Source organism: Pontibacter pudoricolor, from assembly GCF_010092985.1.
Classification (GTDB): Bacteria; Bacteroidota; Bacteroidia; order Cytophagales; family Hymenobacteraceae; genus Pontibacter; species Pontibacter pudoricolor.
In genome coordinates, this window is the sequence record NZ_CP048106.1 from 3,820,001 (window position 1) to 3,837,188 (window position 17,188).

A 17,188-nucleotide genomic window follows, 5' to 3' on the forward strand; every position below is an offset into this window, starting at 1 on the left:
AGTATTTGGATGACCTGTGGGTAGGGGTGAAAGGCCAATCAAACTGAGAAATAGCTCGTACTCCCCGAAATGCCTTTAGGGGCAGCGTCGTGGTGGAGTCAAGCGGAGGTAGAGCTACCGATAGGACTAGGGGGAGTCACATCCTACCGAATCCTGACGAACTCCGAATGCCGCTTTGATATACACGGCAGTGAGGCCAGGGGTGCTAAGGTCCCTGGCCGAGAGGGAAAGAACCCAGACCGTCGGCTAAGGTCCCCAAGTTCATACTAAGTTGAACAAAGGAGGTCCAGTTGCTTAGACAGCCAGGATGTTGGCTTGGAAGCAGCCATTCATTTAAAGAGTGCGTAACAGCTCACTGGTCGAGCGACAGGGCATCGATAATAATCGGGCATCAAGTATGGCACCGAAGCTGCGGATTATACCTTATGGTATACTGGTAGGGGAGCATTCCAAGGGCGATGAAGGCATCTCGGCAAGAGGTGCTGGAGCGCTTGGAAAAGCAAATGTAGGCATAAGTAACGATAATGCGGGCGAGAAACCCGCACACCGAAAGACCAAGGTTTCCTGATCAACGCTAATCGGATCAGGGTTAGTCGGGTCCTAAGGCCGAGGCGAAAGCGCAGGTCGATGGACAGCTGGTTAATATTCCAGCACCGGCTATGTATAGCGATGCGGTGACGGAGAAGTGAAAGGACCGCGCACTGACGGAATAGTGCGTTGAAGGCCGTAGGTAGTGGAAGGGGAGTTAAGTACCCCCATCTAGCTGAAAGCTGATAGTACTCCAAGGCTTCGGCCGCGGAGATAGTGTCCCTAATCCGGCTCCCAAGAAAACCCGCTAAGCGTTTAAATACATAGCCGCCCGTACCGCAAACCGACACAGGTGGTCGAGGAGAGAATCCTAAGGTGCTCGAGTGAATCACGGCCAAGGAACTCGGCAAAATGGCCCTGTAACTTCGGGAGAAGGGGCGCTTCCTTGTAGCAATACAAGAAGCCGCAGTGAAAAGGCCCAGGCGACTGTTTAACAAAAACACATGGCTTTGCTAAATCGAGAGATGACGTATAAGGCCTGACACCTGCCCGGTGCCGGAAGGTTAAGAGGGGATGTTAGTTCAGCAATGGGCGAAGCATTGAATCGAAGCCCCGGTAAACGGCGGCCGTAACTATAACGGTCCTAAGGTAGCGAAATTCCTTGTCGGGTAAGTTCCGACCTGCACGAATGGTGTAACGATCTGGGCGCTGTCTCAGCCGTGAGCTCGGTGAAATTGTAGTCTCGGTGAAGATGCCGAGTACCCGCAACGGGACGGAAAGACCCCATGAACCTTTACTATAGCTTAGCATTGACGCTGGGTAACTCATGTGTAGGATAGGCCGGAGGCTATGAAGCGGTGTCGCTAGGCATCGTGGAGCCAACCTTGAAATACGGCCCTTGAGTTGCTTGGCGCCTAACCTGACCAAAGGGGACAGTGCTTGGTGGGTAGTTTGACTGGGGTGGTCGCCTCCAAAACAGTAACGGAGGCTTTCAAAGGTACCCTCAGTACGCTTGGTAACCGTACGCAGAGCGCAATAGCACAAGGGTGCTTGACTGTGAGGCCTACAAGCCGAGCAGGGTCGAAAGACGGATATAGTGATCCGGTGGTTCCGCATGGAAGGGCCATCGCTCAAAGGATAAAAGGTACTCTGGGGATAACAGGCTGATCTCCCCCAAGAGCTCATATCGACGGGGAGGTTTGGCACCTCGATGTCGGCTCGTCACGTCCTGGGGCTGGAGAAGGTCCCAAGGGTTCGGCTGTTCGCCGATTAAAGTGGCACGCGAGCTGGGTTCAGAACGTCGTGAGACAGTTCGGTCCCTATCTGTTGCGGGCGTTGGAGATTTGCGGGGTTCTGACCTTAGTACGAGAGGACCGGGTTGGACGAGCCGCTGGTGCACCTGTTGTATCGCCAGATGCAGCGCAGGGTAGCTACGCTCGGATGGGATAAGCGCTGAAAGCATCTAAGTGCGAAACCCACCCCAAGATGAGATCTCCCTGTAAGGGCCGTCAGAGACGATGACGTTGATAGGTGGCAGGTGTAAAGGTAGAAATACCACAGCCGAGCCATACTAATTGCCCGGGAGCGTTCCCACCCCGAAAGGGAAAGCGAGCCGGTTCCGAAAGGACCTGCCCGCAGCTTTTTCTCCTTCCACACGCAAAAGCACTCTTTTTTTCCTTCATTGTCATAAAATACGACGCACGGCACCCCCCGTGTAAAAATAATGGTGGCTATGGCTCCGGTGAGCACCTCTTCCCATCCCGAACAGAGAAGTTAAGCCCGGACGCGCCGATGGTACTGGTGTCACAACCGGGAGAGTAGGTGGCCGCCAACCCTATAACCAGCACCCCCCGTTAGCAATAGCGGGGGGTGTTGCCGTTTTAAGACCCTCCACACCACCCATAAAAGCCATGAGGGAAGAACAGCAAAGGAAAGTACAAATATAGGAGAAGAACTGCAGGAGCTACCTGGTGCAATCGTTGTAATCATTCAGTCCTACGGGTAGGGCTTCACATCACTAACGGAGAAGAAGGGAAACGATAAATAGGTAAAACACACTTTAACCTCACACAGGTTTACAAGGTATATTTTAATGTATAAACTTCCTTCTTTATAAATAGAAACGCCCCACTGCTATAGTTACAGTGGGGCGTTTCTACTTCCTGTCTTTCAAATTAGTTCATTATAAATTTCGGATTAATTAAGTTTTCAATCGAGAAAATTTCATCCCATTTAGACTGCTCTATAAGACGCCTGTCTATAACAGTTATTTGATGTACTGATTTACCTGTAAGTAATGCTTCTTTGGCTATTGATGAAACAGTTTCGTAACCTAATATAGGATTTAATGAAGTAACTATACCAATACTGTTCATAACCATATTTTTACAGATCTCCTCATTAGCTGTTATGCCTATTATACATTTATCTGTTAAGGTATGCGTAGCATTTGTAAGATAACTCAAAGAAGAGAATAAACTAAATGCTATTACTGGCTCCATAACATTTAATTGTAACTGTCCTGCCTCTGCAGCCATAGTTATAGTAACGTCACATCCGATAACGTAATAAGCTGTTTGGTTAACTACTTCCGGAATTACAGGGTTAACTTTGCCTGGCATTATGGAGGAACCGGGCTGCATACGCGGCAAATTTATTTCATTTATACCTGCGCGCGGACCTGATGAAAGTAAACGGAGATCATTGCAGATTTTTGAAATTTTAACAGCACATCTTTTTAAGACTCCTGAAACCTGAACATAAGCGCCGGTATCACATGTTGCTTCAATAAGATCTTCAGCCAATACAACCGGTATACCTGTTATTTCTCTTATATGTCTGGTTACTATTTCAGGATAACCTTCTGGCGCATTTATCGATGTGCCTATAGCTGTTGCTCCCATATTTATTTCACAGATCAGGAGCCTGGCCTCCTCTAGGCGTTGGATATCTTCTCTTATAGTTGTAGCAAAACCATTAAATTCAGCTCCCAGGGTCATCGGTACAGCATCCTGTAACTGCGTTCGACCCATTTTAAGAACGTCTTTAAACTCGGTTGCTTTTGCTGCAAATGCTTTACTGAGCTTGGTTAAGGCATCTATAAAATGACCAATTTTAACATACAATGCCAAACGGAAAGCAGTTGGATAAGCATCGTTTGTTGACTGTGAGAAGTTAACGTGGTTATTCGGGTGAAGATGATCATAATCTCCTTTCTCAAAGCCAAGCAACTCAAGTCCGATATTGGCAACTACTTCGTTCACGTTCATGTTTATAGAAGTACCTGCCCCTCCCTGGATCATATCTGTTACAAACTGATCCATAAATTTACCTGCAATTAACTGATCGCAAGCCTTGCAGATAGCATCCGCTATTTTAGGGTCAAGCACACCGCACTCCTGGTTTGCCATGGCTGCCGCTTTTTTTACAGAACCAAATGCCTGTATCAATAATGGCTCTTTTGAGATAGGAATCCCCGTTATGTCGAAGTTCTCTAAAGCTCTTAATGTTTGAATACCATAATACACTTCATTCGGGATGTCTTTTTCACCTAAGAAGTCATGTTCTTTTCTGAAAGTAGTCATTATATAAGCTAGATGGTTTTATACGTAATACAAGTTTTCTTTTAATTGCTGCTTTCAGGTTGAGGCAGATTGATCTCAAGACTGGCAGCAGTATCCAGAACTATTTTAGTTGCGTAATTTTTAGTGGACTTAAGTTTGCCGGTAAAACTATATTCGTTTATCAGGCTTTGATTTATAATAAGACGACCTGCAAATTCACCGAACTGCTTTACAATTTCAGCTTGTACGAGGGTCAGTTCTTCCTTGCGCTTTTCGGTTTCGGCTGTCCGGAAAGGACGTTTAAACTGGCTACCTGCATAGTCGTGTGAAATACTTTGATCTTCGGCAGCTTGCTTCGTTCTGTGGATTACTTCGCGCAACTTATTTTCATAAGATGGATTTTTTAACCGGCCATGTATTCCACGTGTATGATTAAGCCACTCATGCAGATCTACATCGGGGTTAATGGCAAGCTCAACTAAAGCATCGTTGGGAATGATGTAGGAAGAAGGCTTATTTAAATTCTTACCTAAGTTATCCCGGAAATTATAAAGTGCTTTAAGAATGAACTGGTTATAGTATGTAAGGCGTGAGGCGTTACGCAACCGTAGGTGTGGGTTTTCTGCCTCCGTATATTTCAATCTTTCCAGAAGCCTGTTTTCTTCTTCAAGCCAATGCAACCGGCCAATACGCTCAATTTCGGCTAACAGTTTATCTTTTACTTCGTGCAGGTATACTACATCTATAGCAGCGTATTGTAGCTGTTGCTCTGTAAGGGGGCGTTTATTCCAGTTACTTGATTGCTGCGATTTATCGATCTCGATATTAAACTCTTCTTTAAGAACAGTAGCAAGTGACGAACGCTCATAATTAAGAATTTTAGCAGCAACATCCGTATCCATTACATTCTGTATGCTGCAGCCCATTTTATCAAGTAGCAGAATATCATTGTTTGAATGATGGATGATCTTCATAATAGCCTTATTCTCTAACAGCAGGAAAAACGGCTGTAGATCCGGTAAATTAAAAGGGTCAATGATATAACAGATACCCTTTCCATCGGTTACCTGGATCAGGCAAAGGTTAAAGCCATACGTAAACCGGTTCTGATCAAATTCAAGATCCAGAGCAAGCTCCTTTTTAGTGCTAAGATCAGTTACGGCCTCCTGCAACTGCTCCGGTGTGCTTACCAGTTTAATCTTAATATTATTGTTTGACAGTGTCGTGAATTCCATTCCCTAAATTTAACAAGTATTATAGTTTGTGCATCACAATCAGGAAATGTTTTAATGGTAAACCGCCATATGCTGGTGTTTATTAAAACAAAAGTCTCTGCCCGTTAAGAGCAGAGACTTTTATATACTATAGTTTAGAATTTAATAATTACTGTGCAGGTGGTACTTCTTCCTGAATATCATCTGCTACACCGTCATTTACAGTGGTGTCCTGAACGGTTGTAGTATCTACATCCATATCAGTATCCATGTCGGTGTCAGTATCAACCTGTTCGGTAGTATCTGTTTCTGTAGTATTGTCGCTTCCGCCACATGCTGTAAATGCTGTAAGAGCAAAAACAACAAAGGCTGATTTCCATATATTTTTCATAAATAACATTATTAGTTCAACAACCAATTTTGTACTTATTTATACGGGAGTAACCGATAAGTAACCCCTGCTAAACTATAAATTTTACTTTTTTAAAGGCAATGGACTTAAAGTATAAGTAAACGGCCCTAATTACCTGACGACCGGAAATATTAAGGTAAACACCTATATATTATTAGTTAACAGCTTTATTTTCAAGTTTAAAGAAAATAGCAGATAAGTTATAGTTGTGTTTTAACCAAAGCTCATCTAAAAACTTAGTTATATTTCTACACCTGCTGCCTTAGTTGTATCGGTTGGCTGAGATAGCATTTTATCGCGACGTGCCTTAAACTCGGAACCTTCCTTCCAGGCAGGGTAGTTGGTTGTATTGGCAATAGTATATCCAACCCTGAAGAACAGTTTAAGATCTTCTACAGCTCCATCTAAATTCCATTCCGGTCTTACCTCATCGGTTACTTTATGATAGTTGTCGGCTGTGTATTTGTCCTGCCACTTCTGCACATAATCGGCGGGCTGGTTTATAGCTTTAACCCCGGATTTGGCATAAAGCGCGGGTACTCCTTTTTGGGCAAACTCAAAATGATCGGAGCGGTAATAAGATCCTTTTTCTGGACTGGTCTCAGGTACAATCCGGCGGTTCTGTAATGTTGCTTCCTGCGCCAACACATCTTCCAGCTCAGAGTTACCATACCCTATCACAATCACGTCTTCGGTCGGGCCATAAGCATTCAGCACATCCATGTTAATGTTAGCCAGCGTTTTATTTAACGGATACAAAGGATTTTCAGCATAGTACTTAGAGCCCAATAACCCTTTTTCTTCGGCTGTAACCGCCAAAAACAGGATAGAGCGTTTCGGTTTTTGCTCAAGCTTGGTGTACGCTTCTGCCAGCTCCAGTAGGCCTGCCGTACCCGAGGCGTTGTCGAGCGCTCCATTATAGATCTGATCGCCTTTCAGGTTTGGGTCCTTGCCCAGGTGGTCCCAGTGTGCGGTATAAACTATATATTCATCTTTCAGTTGCGGATCACTTCCTTCCAGTTTGGCCACCACGTTTTTAGATTTTATTTCGCGCAGCTTATTCTTGATACTGAAGTTTGCCTTCGCACCTAGTGCTACAGGCTTAAAATCCTTCTTAGCGGCAGAGGCTTTTAACTGCTCAAAGTTCTTGCCGGCGGCCGTAAACAGCTGCTTTGCTTTTTCTCTGGTGATCCAGGCTTCTACAGCAGCTTTATCCATGTTTTTGTTCGGGTTGCTGATGTCAAAGTTCTCGCGGCTCCAGCTCCCGGACACAACTTCGTAGGGATAGCTGGCAGGTTCAGTTTCGTGGATGATGATGGCAGCAGCAGCACCTTTTTCAGCGGCTATTTCATACTTATAAGTCCAGCGGCCATAGTAGGTCATCGCTTTGCCGCCAAACATAGTACTGTCTAGTTTTGATTTATCTGCTGATGAAGGAACAGGCGGGTCATTAATGAGCATAACTATAGTTTTGCCTTTTACATCCAGGCCTTTGTAATCGTCCCAGCCATATTCCGGTGCAACTATACCATAGCCCACAAAAACCATATCCGAATTGTTAACATCAACAGTCGGCACAAACCTGCGCGACACGGCTACATAATCTGTCGGGAAGTTGAGGTTTATAGTTTTGCCGCCTGCCGTAAAAGATGCTTTCGGTGTAGCTGTAAATCCGAACATAGGTACCTCCTGCACATAAGTACCATTTGGGTTGCCGGGTTTCAGACCCATTTTCCGGAACTGGCGTGTCAGGTAATTTACGGTAGAGTCTTCGCCTCGAGTGCCCGGGCCACGGCCTTCAAATGCATCGGAAGCCAGCACCTTGGTATGGTTGAGTATATCTGTCGCATTTATGCTCTGTAACGCAGGAGACAGGTTTGCAGAATCGGGCAGTACCTGCGTCTGGGTTTTGGTAGTAGTTTCAGTTTTTTCTTCCGCTACCTGGCGCGAGTTCTCGTTACAACTAAAGGCAATACTCCCTAAGAGCAGCGAAAACAGGATGGTCTTTCTCATAGTTTAATGGTATTATAGTTCTATAAAAAGTGGTCAGGGTTTATAGTTTAAACTATAGCCTGACCACTTGTACGAAGTAAGGTGAAATAGGTGTTGTTTGTGCACCGCGCGCGCTGTATTACTGCTTCAGAAGCTTTGTCCGGTATATTTTATCTGATGATTTTATAGTAAGCATGTACATGCCGGTTGCTTTTACATGGCTTGTGTTTAAGCTAAAGTAGCCATCTGGAGTGCGGTGCTGTAAGGTAAGGTTTTCCGTTGATACTGGTTTGCCATTCAAGTCGGTTAAAGTTACTTCTACAGCAGGGGCTTCAAAGGCAAATGTTATATGATCTTTAAAGGGATTTGGCGATGCCTGAACTATAAGTAATGAGTTATCAGCGCTAACAGCCTGGGTCTTAGTGTAGCTGAACTTGCCGGAGAAATCAAGTTGTTTTAAACGGTAATAAGTAACCTGCCGGCGAACAGGGTTGCTGTCTGTAAAACGGTACTGCTGTACAACTCTGCTGTCAGGAGATTTGCTTGCCACAAAGCCCAGCGTTTCAAAAGTCTGTCCATCCGTAGACAGCTGCACTTCAAATCCTCTGTTATCGTTCTCCGATGCTGTTTTCCATTCTAATACAACTACCCGGTCCTGGCGCTTAGCTTTAAACCACATGAGTTCTACCGGTAAAGGCATAATTGGCGAGGCCAGGGTATAAGTGCCAAAACTGCTGGAATTTGTATGGCGCAACGTACGTTGGTTAACTATAGAACTTGGTACTGGTAAGGCCTCTTTGTTCTTGCCTTTATTATATAGTTTAAAATCGCCAAGTGGCTTGGATTGTAATTCGTTCGGCAGAAACTCCAGGTCCATGGTCATGCTCAGGGCAGTAATGTCGTTTGTAGTGTCTGTTCTGGTAATATTGTACTGGCGGGTTACGCTTTCAGTGCCGTTTGTTATCTCGGTTGTTACACCGGTTAAGCGCTCTACTGTTATCTGCCCCGGGTTTATATTATTCCTGGTCAGGGTAAGGCCTATTTTACCAAAATCTTCTTCTACAGCCGGGGCTAAGGTGCGGCTGGTTTGTACCGTACCTATTATATGCGATGCATCTGTTTCAGGGGTGGCTAAGGTGGCGTTTGTTCCTAACCATATCGTGTTTTCTAATGTGTTCAGGTGGCTGTTGGTAACGTTAATAGTATTAACTATAGCTATGTCCTGCTGCAGTTGGGCCTGTGCAGTCCCTGCAAAATTAAAATTGTAAAACGTATTGTTGCCTGAAATCTGCTGAAGTGCATTGCCCTGTAAAACTATAGTTGAAGTAGCTGCCGTAAAAGTGCCTGCGTTGTTCCAGTCTCCTGCAATAGTATAGGTAGCACTACCTGCTGAAATAGTGCCGGTGTTCATCAAATCTCCGCCTATAGTTATACTGGTAGCCTGGGAAGTAAGCGTGCCATTGTTCCGGACATTCCCTGTTATACGGTGGCTATAGTTGCCTGTGTTTAAGTTTGTTCCCGGGCTTATGTCCAGGTCACCGGAAATAGTGAGGTTAGCTGTAGGTGCTTTAGCGTTATTGCCAGCCAGCTTCAGATTATAATAGGGTAGTGCCGTTATAGTTTGCCCGGTGGCAGCGGTGCCATTAAATGTAACAGTTCCATTACCTTCAGTAAATACACCCGAGCCGCTGTAAGTTCCTCCTATTTCAAGCAAACCTACAGTGGTGGTAATATCTCCGTTGTTTGTTATGTTGCCCTTAACAGTAACCCGTCCTGCTGCGTTTTCCAGTATACTGCCTCTGCCAATAGTAAGTGTAGTCGCTGTTACAGTGGCTCCGTTATTTACCAGGCTGGCATATCGTCGCTCGTTTTTAGAGTTCAGGTTGAGTGTGCCTGTTGTAAGCACTGCGCCACTTTCCAGCACCAGTTCCGACTTCTCATCTATCTTAGCACTATTGGCGGGTGGTATCAGTTCTATATTTGCGCAGGTTGCTATGCCAGATAAAGATATCTTATGACCATCTATAATCTGCACATTTTCACCCGCCTTAGGTGGGGCATTGCTCGACCAGGTACTTCCGGTATTCCAGTCTCCGCTTTTAATGCTTTTTATAGTATTAGCCTGTGCGCTGCATACCTGTGTATACAAAAGCATAAGACAGATTAAAATAGTAAGACCAATTAGCGCCCTGACATCAGCATTTCCCTTTGTAGTTGTTTGGGGCTTGTCAGAAGTGAAGGGTGTCAATTCATTTTCCATTTTACATACGATTAAAGGTGAACTGAATCTTATGCAAGAAAATATCTCTCTTTACCTGACCGATAGAGGATATTTAAGTGGTGTGTAGGCTAAAGGAAATATTGTGCGAAACTTATAGTTGTGTATTGGCGGCCTTCTAAGCCCGGTAATAAATGCGGCTCATTGTGCTGTCGTAAGGGTCGTAACCAGGCCGTGTTTTATAAAACCTTTTTTCAAGTATCTTCAGATTCTTTATATCACTCAGCAAAAAGCAGTGCCAGCCAACTTTGGTACCTTGAGATTCCACTCTTTCGCCGCTCCACCCGCAAAGGCAGTCCTGCCTGGTTTTGTTCTGGCCCAGCAGGTGGGGTTCTAATAAATATGTCTGGCCGCTATACGTAAACTGAACAAACTGTCTTGCTCCGATAGCCTTTGATAGTTCTTCCAGCAAAAGGGTATTCATAGCTGATGTATTTAGCTTTAACTTCCGGACAAGTATTTCCTTTAGCACTTGTATAAAGCTACTCCCATAATATATCAGATAACAGGAAAGGATTTGGCGAAAAGTAACACAGCAAAGTGGCCTGTTATTAACAGTTAATTATGTGAAAAGTTGTTGCCAGGTAGTTACAAGAGGATATTTATCTCTAAATACACGGTTAAAAGTAACATCCGGCACACTGTGTTTACATAATAATTACTACCTGCATCAGAACTTAGTAACATTTAAAATTGGTAATCTATAAGCTGCAAACAGGTAGAGGGGGATAACAGATTGAAATAGCATAACCTTTAGCAGGGCATACAACTATAACTAGTATTTGACTGGTAAAGGCATGCTGTTACATAGTTATTATTCTATAATAAAGAATATAGTTTAAAGCTATCTAGTTGTAAGTTAGGTGTATTTGCTTATGCGATTATGCATAATTTGATTTGTGAATAATACTTCTAACTTTGCCTTTATACAAAGAGGGTAATCTTATGGATAAATATACATACATCGCCAATGCGCACGGCGATTATATTGATCAGCTCTATAAAGCTTATCAGCAGGATCCGGAATCTGTTGATGCCGGATGGCGCAAATTTTTTGAAGGTTTTGAATTTGCCACAGCATATGGCGAGAACGGCCATGAGGTTGCTGAAGGCACAGTAGCTGCTCCGGCTAAAGGAGGCGCTGTTACCGGCGTATCTGATAAAGAAGTTGCTGTTCGTAACCTGATTCATGCTTACCGCACACGCGGCCATCTGCGTTCTAATACAAACCCGGTTCGTGCCCGCAAAGATCGCAAAGCAAGACTTGATCTTTCTGATTTCGGCTTAACAGATGCTGACCTGGATACAGTTTTCCAGGTAGGCGATGTAATTGGTATTGGTGCAGCTACCCTTCGGGATATTGAAGCAGCTCTCAAAAAGATTTACGCAGGCCCTATCGGCTTCGAATACATGTACATCCGCGACCCGGAAGTGCTGGAGTGGTTCAAGCAAAAAGTAGAACGTGATTCCCTTAACTTTAACCCGGGCATCGAATACAAAAAGCGCATTCTTTCCAAACTGAATGAAGCGGTAGTTTTTGAAAACTTCCTGCATACGAAGTTCTTAGGTCAGAAGCGCTTCTCCCTGGAAGGTGGCGAAACAACTATACCTGCACTGGATGCCGCTATTGACAAGGCGTCTGAACTTGGTGTAGAAGAAGTAGTGATTGGTATGGCGCACCGTGGCCGCCTGAATGTGCTGGCCAACATTATGGGCAAAACCTATGAGCAGATTTTCTCTGAGTTTGAAGGTACTGCCGTTCCGGATTTAACTATGGGCGATGGTGACGTAAAATACCACATGGGCTTCTCTTCAGAAGTTATAACGCCATCCGGTAACAAAGTTAATCTGAAACTGGCACCTAACCCATCGCACTTAGAGGCCGTTAACCCGGTTGTAGAAGGCTTTGTACGTGCCAAAATTGACTGCCAGTACGGCAAAGACATAGACAAGGTGTTGCCAATACTGATACACGGCGACGCAGCGCTGGCTGGCCAGGGTATTGTATACGAAGTTACGCAGATGGCTAACCTGGATGGCTATAATACGGGCGGTACCATTCACTTTGTGATCAACAACCAGGTTGGTTTCACGACCGACTTCGAAGATGCCCGTTCCTCTATCTACTGTACGGATGTGGCCAAAGTAATTGATGCACCTGTACTGCACGTAAACGGCGACGATCCGGAGGCTGTGGTATTTGCGATGCGCATGGCAATGGAGTACCGTCAGCGTTATAATAACGATTTCTTTATTGATATGGTGTGCTACCGCCGTCATGGTCACAACGAGTCTGACGAGCCTAAATTTACGCAGCCGCAACTATACAACCTGATCTCGAAGCATCCGAACCCACGCGAGGTTTATAACAAAGACCTGATCTCTCGCGGGGAGATTGACGCTGAGTTGGCTGAAAGCATGGACAAGGAGTTCCGCCAGATGCTGCAGGACCGCCTGGACATGGTGAAGCAAAAGCCATTGCCTTACAACTACCAGCAAATGGAAAAAGAGTGGCAGTCGCTTCGCCGCTCTAAACCGGAAGATTTTAACCAGTCTCCTGAAACCGGCATCTCTCCTGAAGCTGTTGAAACAGTTGGGAAAGCGCTGACAACATTGCCACAGGGTTTTAAACCACTGAAGCAGATAGAGAAGCTAGTAAAAGAGCGCCGAGAAATGTTCTTTGAAAGCAAACAGTTAAACTGGGCTGCTGCCGAATTGCTGGCCTACGGTTCTGTGTTGCTTGATGGAAAGTTTGTTCGTTTCTCCGGGCAGGATGTGCAGCGTGGTACGTTCTCGCATCGCCATGCTGTGTTGCATGATGCGGTAACCAGCGCGCCTTACAACAGCCTGAACTATATGAAAGAGGACCAGGGCTCTTTCGAGATCTACAACTCCCTGCTTTCTGAATACGGTGTGCTTGGTTTTGAATTCGGTTATGCCATGGCTAACCCGAATGCACTGGTTATCTGGGAAGCGCAGTTTGGTGACTTTGCCAACGGAGCCCAGGTAATGATCGACCAGTTCATCTCTTCTACAGAGTCTAAGTGGCAGCGTATGAATGGCCTGGTAATGTTGTTGCCGCACGGTTACGAAGGGCAGGGGCCAGAGCACTCAAATGCCAGACCTGAACGATTCCTGCAGTTAGCTGCCGAGAACAACATGTTTGTTACTTACATTACAACGCCAGCCAACCTGTTCCACTTTATGCGTCGCCAGTTGGCATTGCCATTCCGCAAGCCGGCTATTAACATGTCGCCAAAGTCGTTGTTACGTCATCCTGCTGTCGTTTCTCCGTTAAAGGACTTCACATCAGGAGGGTTCAGAGAAGTGATCGGTGATAACTTTGCTACACCTAAATCGGTTAAGAAGGTGTTGCTGTGCTCAGGTAAAGTTTACTTTGATCTACTGGAAGAGCAGCAGAAGAACAAGCGTAAGGATGTCGCGATTATTCGCTTAGAACAGTTAGCGCCGTTCCCGAAAGTGCAGTTGGAATCAGAGTTTAGCAAGTATAAAAATGCTAAAATATACTGGGTACAGGAAGAGCCTGAGAACATGGGCGCCTGGACCTATATCCTGCGCATTATGCGTAACAGTGTAGAAGATGTGATTGCTCGTAAAGCAAGTGCATCGCCGGCAACCGGTTACCTGAAAGTGCACGCCAAAGAGCAGCAGGAACTGATCGCCCGCGCGTTCGCTATATAATTAATAAAGAGTAATGACTAATGATGAATGAAGGTGAAAAATAATTACTCATTCGTCATTAATCATTACTAACTCGTAATTCAAAAATCGTAATTCATAATTGATAAATATATGAGCTTAGAAGTTAAAGTGCCTGTCGTAGGTGAGTCGATCACTGAGGTAACTATAGCCCAGTGGCTGAAAAAAGACGGTGACCGCGTGGAGATGGATGAGGTGATTGCGGAACTGGAATCTGACAAAGCCACATTCGAACTGCCAGCCGAAGCCGCAGGCATTTTACGCATTGTAGCACAGGAAGGCGAAACCATAAATGTTGGTGCCGTAATCTGCACAATAGACCAGGATGGTGCAGCTACTGCTCCATCAGCTCCTGCTGCTAAAACCGAGGCCGCTCCGGCACAAGCTGCTGCTCAGCCAGCTGCCGCAACTGCTACCGTAGTCGGTGAAACCGTTGAGATGAAAGTGCCAACTGTAGGGGAATCAATTTCAGAAGTAACTATAGCCAGCTGGCTAAAGAAAGACGGCGACTTTGTGCAAATGGATGAGGTAATTGCTGAACTTGAATCTGATAAGGCTACGTTTGAATTGCCTGCAGAAGCTGCCGGTACGTTACAGATAGTTGCTCAACAAGGAGACACTGTAGAGATTGGTGGTTTGCTTTGCAGAATTACGCCGGGTGGTGCAGGCTCAGCAGTTGCTAATGCTGAGGCAAATGCCAAGCAGGAAGCTGCTACCCAGCAGGTAGCTCAGGCTGTTTCCGCTCCGTCGGGTGCGCAGACGTATGCTTCTGGTACGCCATCACCGGCTGCGGGCAAAATATTAGCTGAAAGAGGTATAAATGCTGCTGACGTACAGGGTTCTGGCCGTGACGGACGCATCACAAAAGAGGATGCTCAGAACGCACAGACAAGACCTGCCGCACAAGCTGCTTCCGCTCCGGCTGCAAAGCAAGAGCCTTCTGCCCCAGCTACAACAGGCGATAGAAACCAGCGCCGTGAGAAAATGAGCTCGCTGCGTAGAACTGTAGCACGACGTCTTGTAACTGTTAAAAACGAAACGGCTATGCTAACTACCTTCAATGAGGTAGATATGAAGCCGATCATGGATATCAGAGCGAAGTATAAGGACAAGTTTAAAGAAGTGCATGAAGTAGGTTTAGGCTTTATGTCGTTCTTTACCAAGGCTTGTACCGTTGCTCTTAAAGAGTGGCCTGCCGTAAATGCGCAGATCGATGGCAATGACATGATCTTCAGTGATTTCGTGGATGTGTCTATCGCTGTTTCGTCGCCGAAAGGTCTGGTAGTTCCGGTTATTCGCAACGCAGAGCAGTTAACGCTGGATGGCATTGAGAAAGAAGTTGTGCGCCTGGCTAAAAAGGCACGCGACGGTAAATTGTCAATCGAAGAGATGACAGGGGGTACTTTCACGATCACCAACGGTGGTGTGTTTGGTTCCATGATGTCTACACCGATCATCAACGCGCCGCAGTCGGCTATATTGGGTATGCATAACATCGTGCAGCGCCCGGTTGCCATCAACGGGCAAGTGGAGATCCGCCCAATGATGTACCTGGCCCTTTCTTACGACCACCGCATCATCGACGGCCGTGAGTCTGTAAGCTTCCTGGTACGCGTAAAAGAGCTGCTGGAAGATCCGATGCGCTTATTGCTTGGCGTATAATTTATTGAGATAAGGAAGAAGGAGAGGCTGCAAGGCTTTCTCCTTCTTTTTTTGATTGTTTATACAAAAAGTCGGATATGGCGCGAGCGTCCTCGCTCGTGACGAACTATACCTGGGCCAGAGGCCCAGGTATAAATTAACCCACTCTTACCCCCCAAGAGGGGAATTGGGTACTGCAGAAAAATCCCCTCCTTGGAGGGGCAGGGGTGGGTTTACAAATGCTTAAAAATCAAATACAAAACGAGCATATAGTGCTCCATAAAGTATAGAAAAATGAAATACGATGTTACCGTAATCGGTTCTGGTCCTGGGGGCTACGTGGCAGCGATCCGTTGTGCACAATTGGGTCTGAAAACCGCTATTATAGAAAAATATAACGTGCTGGGCGGTACCTGCCTTAACGTAGGCTGTATCCCTTCAAAAGCATTGCTGGATTCATCAGAGCACTTCCATAATGCGGCACACACTTTTAAGGAGCATGGCATTGACCTGGAAAACCTGCAGGTAAACATCCAGCAGATGATTACTCGCAAGGCTGGCGTTGTAAAGTCGAATAATGACGGCATCGCGTTCCTGATGAAGAAGAACAAGATCGATACCTACTATGGCCTGGGTTCTTTCGTGAACAAGAACACGATCAGGATAACAGACGCAGAAGGCAAAGAGCAACAGATCGAGACAGACAAAACGATCATCGCGACAGGCTCCAAGCCGGTAGCGTTGCCGTTCCTGCCGGTTGACAAGAAGCGCATCATTACCTCTACAGAAGCCTTAACGCTGACGGAGGTGCCTAAAAATCTGATCGTAATTGGTGGCGGTGTGATCGGTCTGGAACTTGGCTCGGTTTACGCCCGCCTTGGAGCTAAAGTACAGGTGGTAGAGTACGTGGATGCCATCATCCCAACTATGGACCGTGCACTGGGTAAAGAGTTGCAGCGCGTATTGAAGAAAACACTTGGTTTCGAGTTCTTCTTTAACCACAAAGTAACCGGCGCTACCAACGAAGGCGAAGTTGTAAAAGTAACGGCTGAGAATCCGAAAGGTGAAACTGTTACGTTTGAAGGCGACTATGTGCTGGTATCGGTGGGCCGTAAGCCATACACCGAAGGCTTGGGCTTAGAGAACGCGGGTGTGCAGATGGGCGAGCGCGGTATGATTGCTGTGAACGACCACCTGGAGACGAACGTACCGGGTATCTATGCGATTGGTGACGTAGTACGTGGTGCGATGCTGGCACACAAAGCCGAAGAGGAAGGTGTGCTGGTAGCAGAGCAGATCGTTGGCCAGAAACCGCACATCAACTATAACCTGATACCGGGTGTGGTGTATACCTGGCCGGAAGTAGCAGGTGTTGGCTATACCGAAGAGCAACTGAAGGAGCAGGGCCGTGCTTACAAGTCGGGTTCGTTCCCGTTCAAAGCGTCTGGCCGTGCCAAGGCATCGATGGATACAGATGGTTTTGTAAAGGTGTTGGCGGATAAAAATACAGATGAGATACTGGGCGTGCATATGATCGGGCCACGTGCTGCAGATATGATCGCAGAGGCGGTGGTTGCCATGGAATTCCGTGCATCGGCAGAGGATATTGCCCGCATGAGCCATGCGCACCCGACCTATACCGAAGCCATGAAAGAGGCTTGCTTGGCGGCTACAGAAAACCGTGCGCTACACATCTAAGCAACTATAGCTAACTATAGATTAAAAGCGCCACTCTGTAAAGGGTGGCGCTTTTTAGTGCTGGCAACTATAGTTATTTCTTAGGTTTATCGATATGCCGGATAGCGGTTTTTAAATACTTGCCAGATGTACCTGAAGCATT

9 protein-coding genes and 2 rRNA genes (1 of these 11 only partly in view) are annotated in these 17,188 nt (G+C 46.0%); 5 read left to right on the forward strand and 6 right to left on the reverse strand.

Features of this window, described 5'->3' with window-relative positions:
* Positions 1-2,122: ribosomal RNA gene (locus GSQ66_RS16595) — 23S ribosomal RNA — on the forward strand (it extends 779 nt beyond the left edge of the window).
* 128 nt (positions 2,123-2,250) lie between these two features.
* Positions 2,251-2,362 (forward strand): 5S ribosomal RNA (rrf, locus tag GSQ66_RS16605).
* Between the two features lie 340 nt (positions 2,363-2,702).
* Here the strand turns inward: rrf and aspA are convergent.
* The 6 genes from aspA to GSQ66_RS16635 all read right to left on the reverse strand — a co-directional run bounded on the left by aspA (position 2,703) and on the right by GSQ66_RS16635 (position 10,411).
* Positions 2,703-4,112, reverse strand: a complete 1,410-nt coding sequence (aspA, locus tag GSQ66_RS16610) for an aspartate ammonia-lyase (protein WP_162428483.1) — start codon at positions 4,110-4,112, stop codon at positions 2,703-2,705.
* A gap of 41 nt (positions 4,113-4,153) precedes the next feature.
* The gene (locus GSQ66_RS16615; protein ID WP_162428484.1) at positions 4,154-5,326 is read right to left on the reverse strand and encodes a ribonuclease D; all 1,173 of its coding nucleotides are present in this window, start codon (positions 5,324-5,326) and stop codon (positions 4,154-4,156) included.
* Positions 5,327-5,474: 148 nt separating this feature from the next.
* Positions 5,475-5,696, reverse strand: a complete 222-nt coding sequence (locus GSQ66_RS16620) for a hypothetical protein (protein WP_162428485.1) — start codon at positions 5,694-5,696, stop codon at positions 5,475-5,477.
* A gap of 261 nt (positions 5,697-5,957) precedes the next feature.
* Complete coding sequence (locus GSQ66_RS16625; RefSeq protein WP_162428486.1) at positions 5,958-7,730, reverse strand: M28 family metallopeptidase; 1,773 nt, start codon at positions 7,728-7,730, stop codon at positions 5,958-5,960.
* Positions 7,731-7,848: 118 nt separating this feature from the next.
* Positions 7,849-9,864 carry a T9SS type A sorting domain-containing protein gene (locus tag GSQ66_RS16630; protein WP_162428487.1) on the reverse strand — a complete coding sequence of 672 codons (2,016 nt, stop codon included), beginning with the start codon at positions 9,862-9,864 and terminating at the stop codon, positions 7,849-7,851.
* Positions 9,865-10,105: 241 nt separating this feature from the next.
* Entirely contained in the window at positions 10,106-10,411 is a 306-nt protein-coding gene (locus tag GSQ66_RS16635) for a WYL domain-containing protein (protein WP_162428488.1), read from the reverse strand.
* Positions 10,412-10,932: 521 nt separating this feature from the next.
* Here GSQ66_RS16635 and GSQ66_RS16640 point away from each other — a divergent pair.
* The 3 genes from GSQ66_RS16640 (at position 10,933) to lpdA (ending at position 17,046) form a co-directional block, all read left to right on the forward strand.
* Positions 10,933-13,689, forward strand: a complete 2,757-nt coding sequence (locus tag GSQ66_RS16640) for a 2-oxoglutarate dehydrogenase E1 component (protein WP_162428489.1) — start codon at positions 10,933-10,935, stop codon at positions 13,687-13,689.
* A gap of 111 nt (positions 13,690-13,800) precedes the next feature.
* Positions 13,801-15,369 (forward strand): 2-oxoglutarate dehydrogenase complex dihydrolipoyllysine-residue succinyltransferase, encoded by a 1,569-nt coding sequence (gene odhB, locus GSQ66_RS16645; protein ID WP_162428490.1) that lies wholly within the window; start codon positions 13,801-13,803, stop codon positions 15,367-15,369.
* Positions 15,370-15,642: 273 nt separating this feature from the next.
* Positions 15,643-17,046 carry a dihydrolipoyl dehydrogenase gene (gene lpdA / locus GSQ66_RS16650; protein ID WP_162428491.1) on the forward strand — a complete coding sequence of 468 codons (1,404 nt, stop codon included), beginning with the start codon at positions 15,643-15,645 and terminating at the stop codon, positions 17,044-17,046.
* The last annotated feature ends 142 nt before the right edge of the window (positions 17,047-17,188 follow it).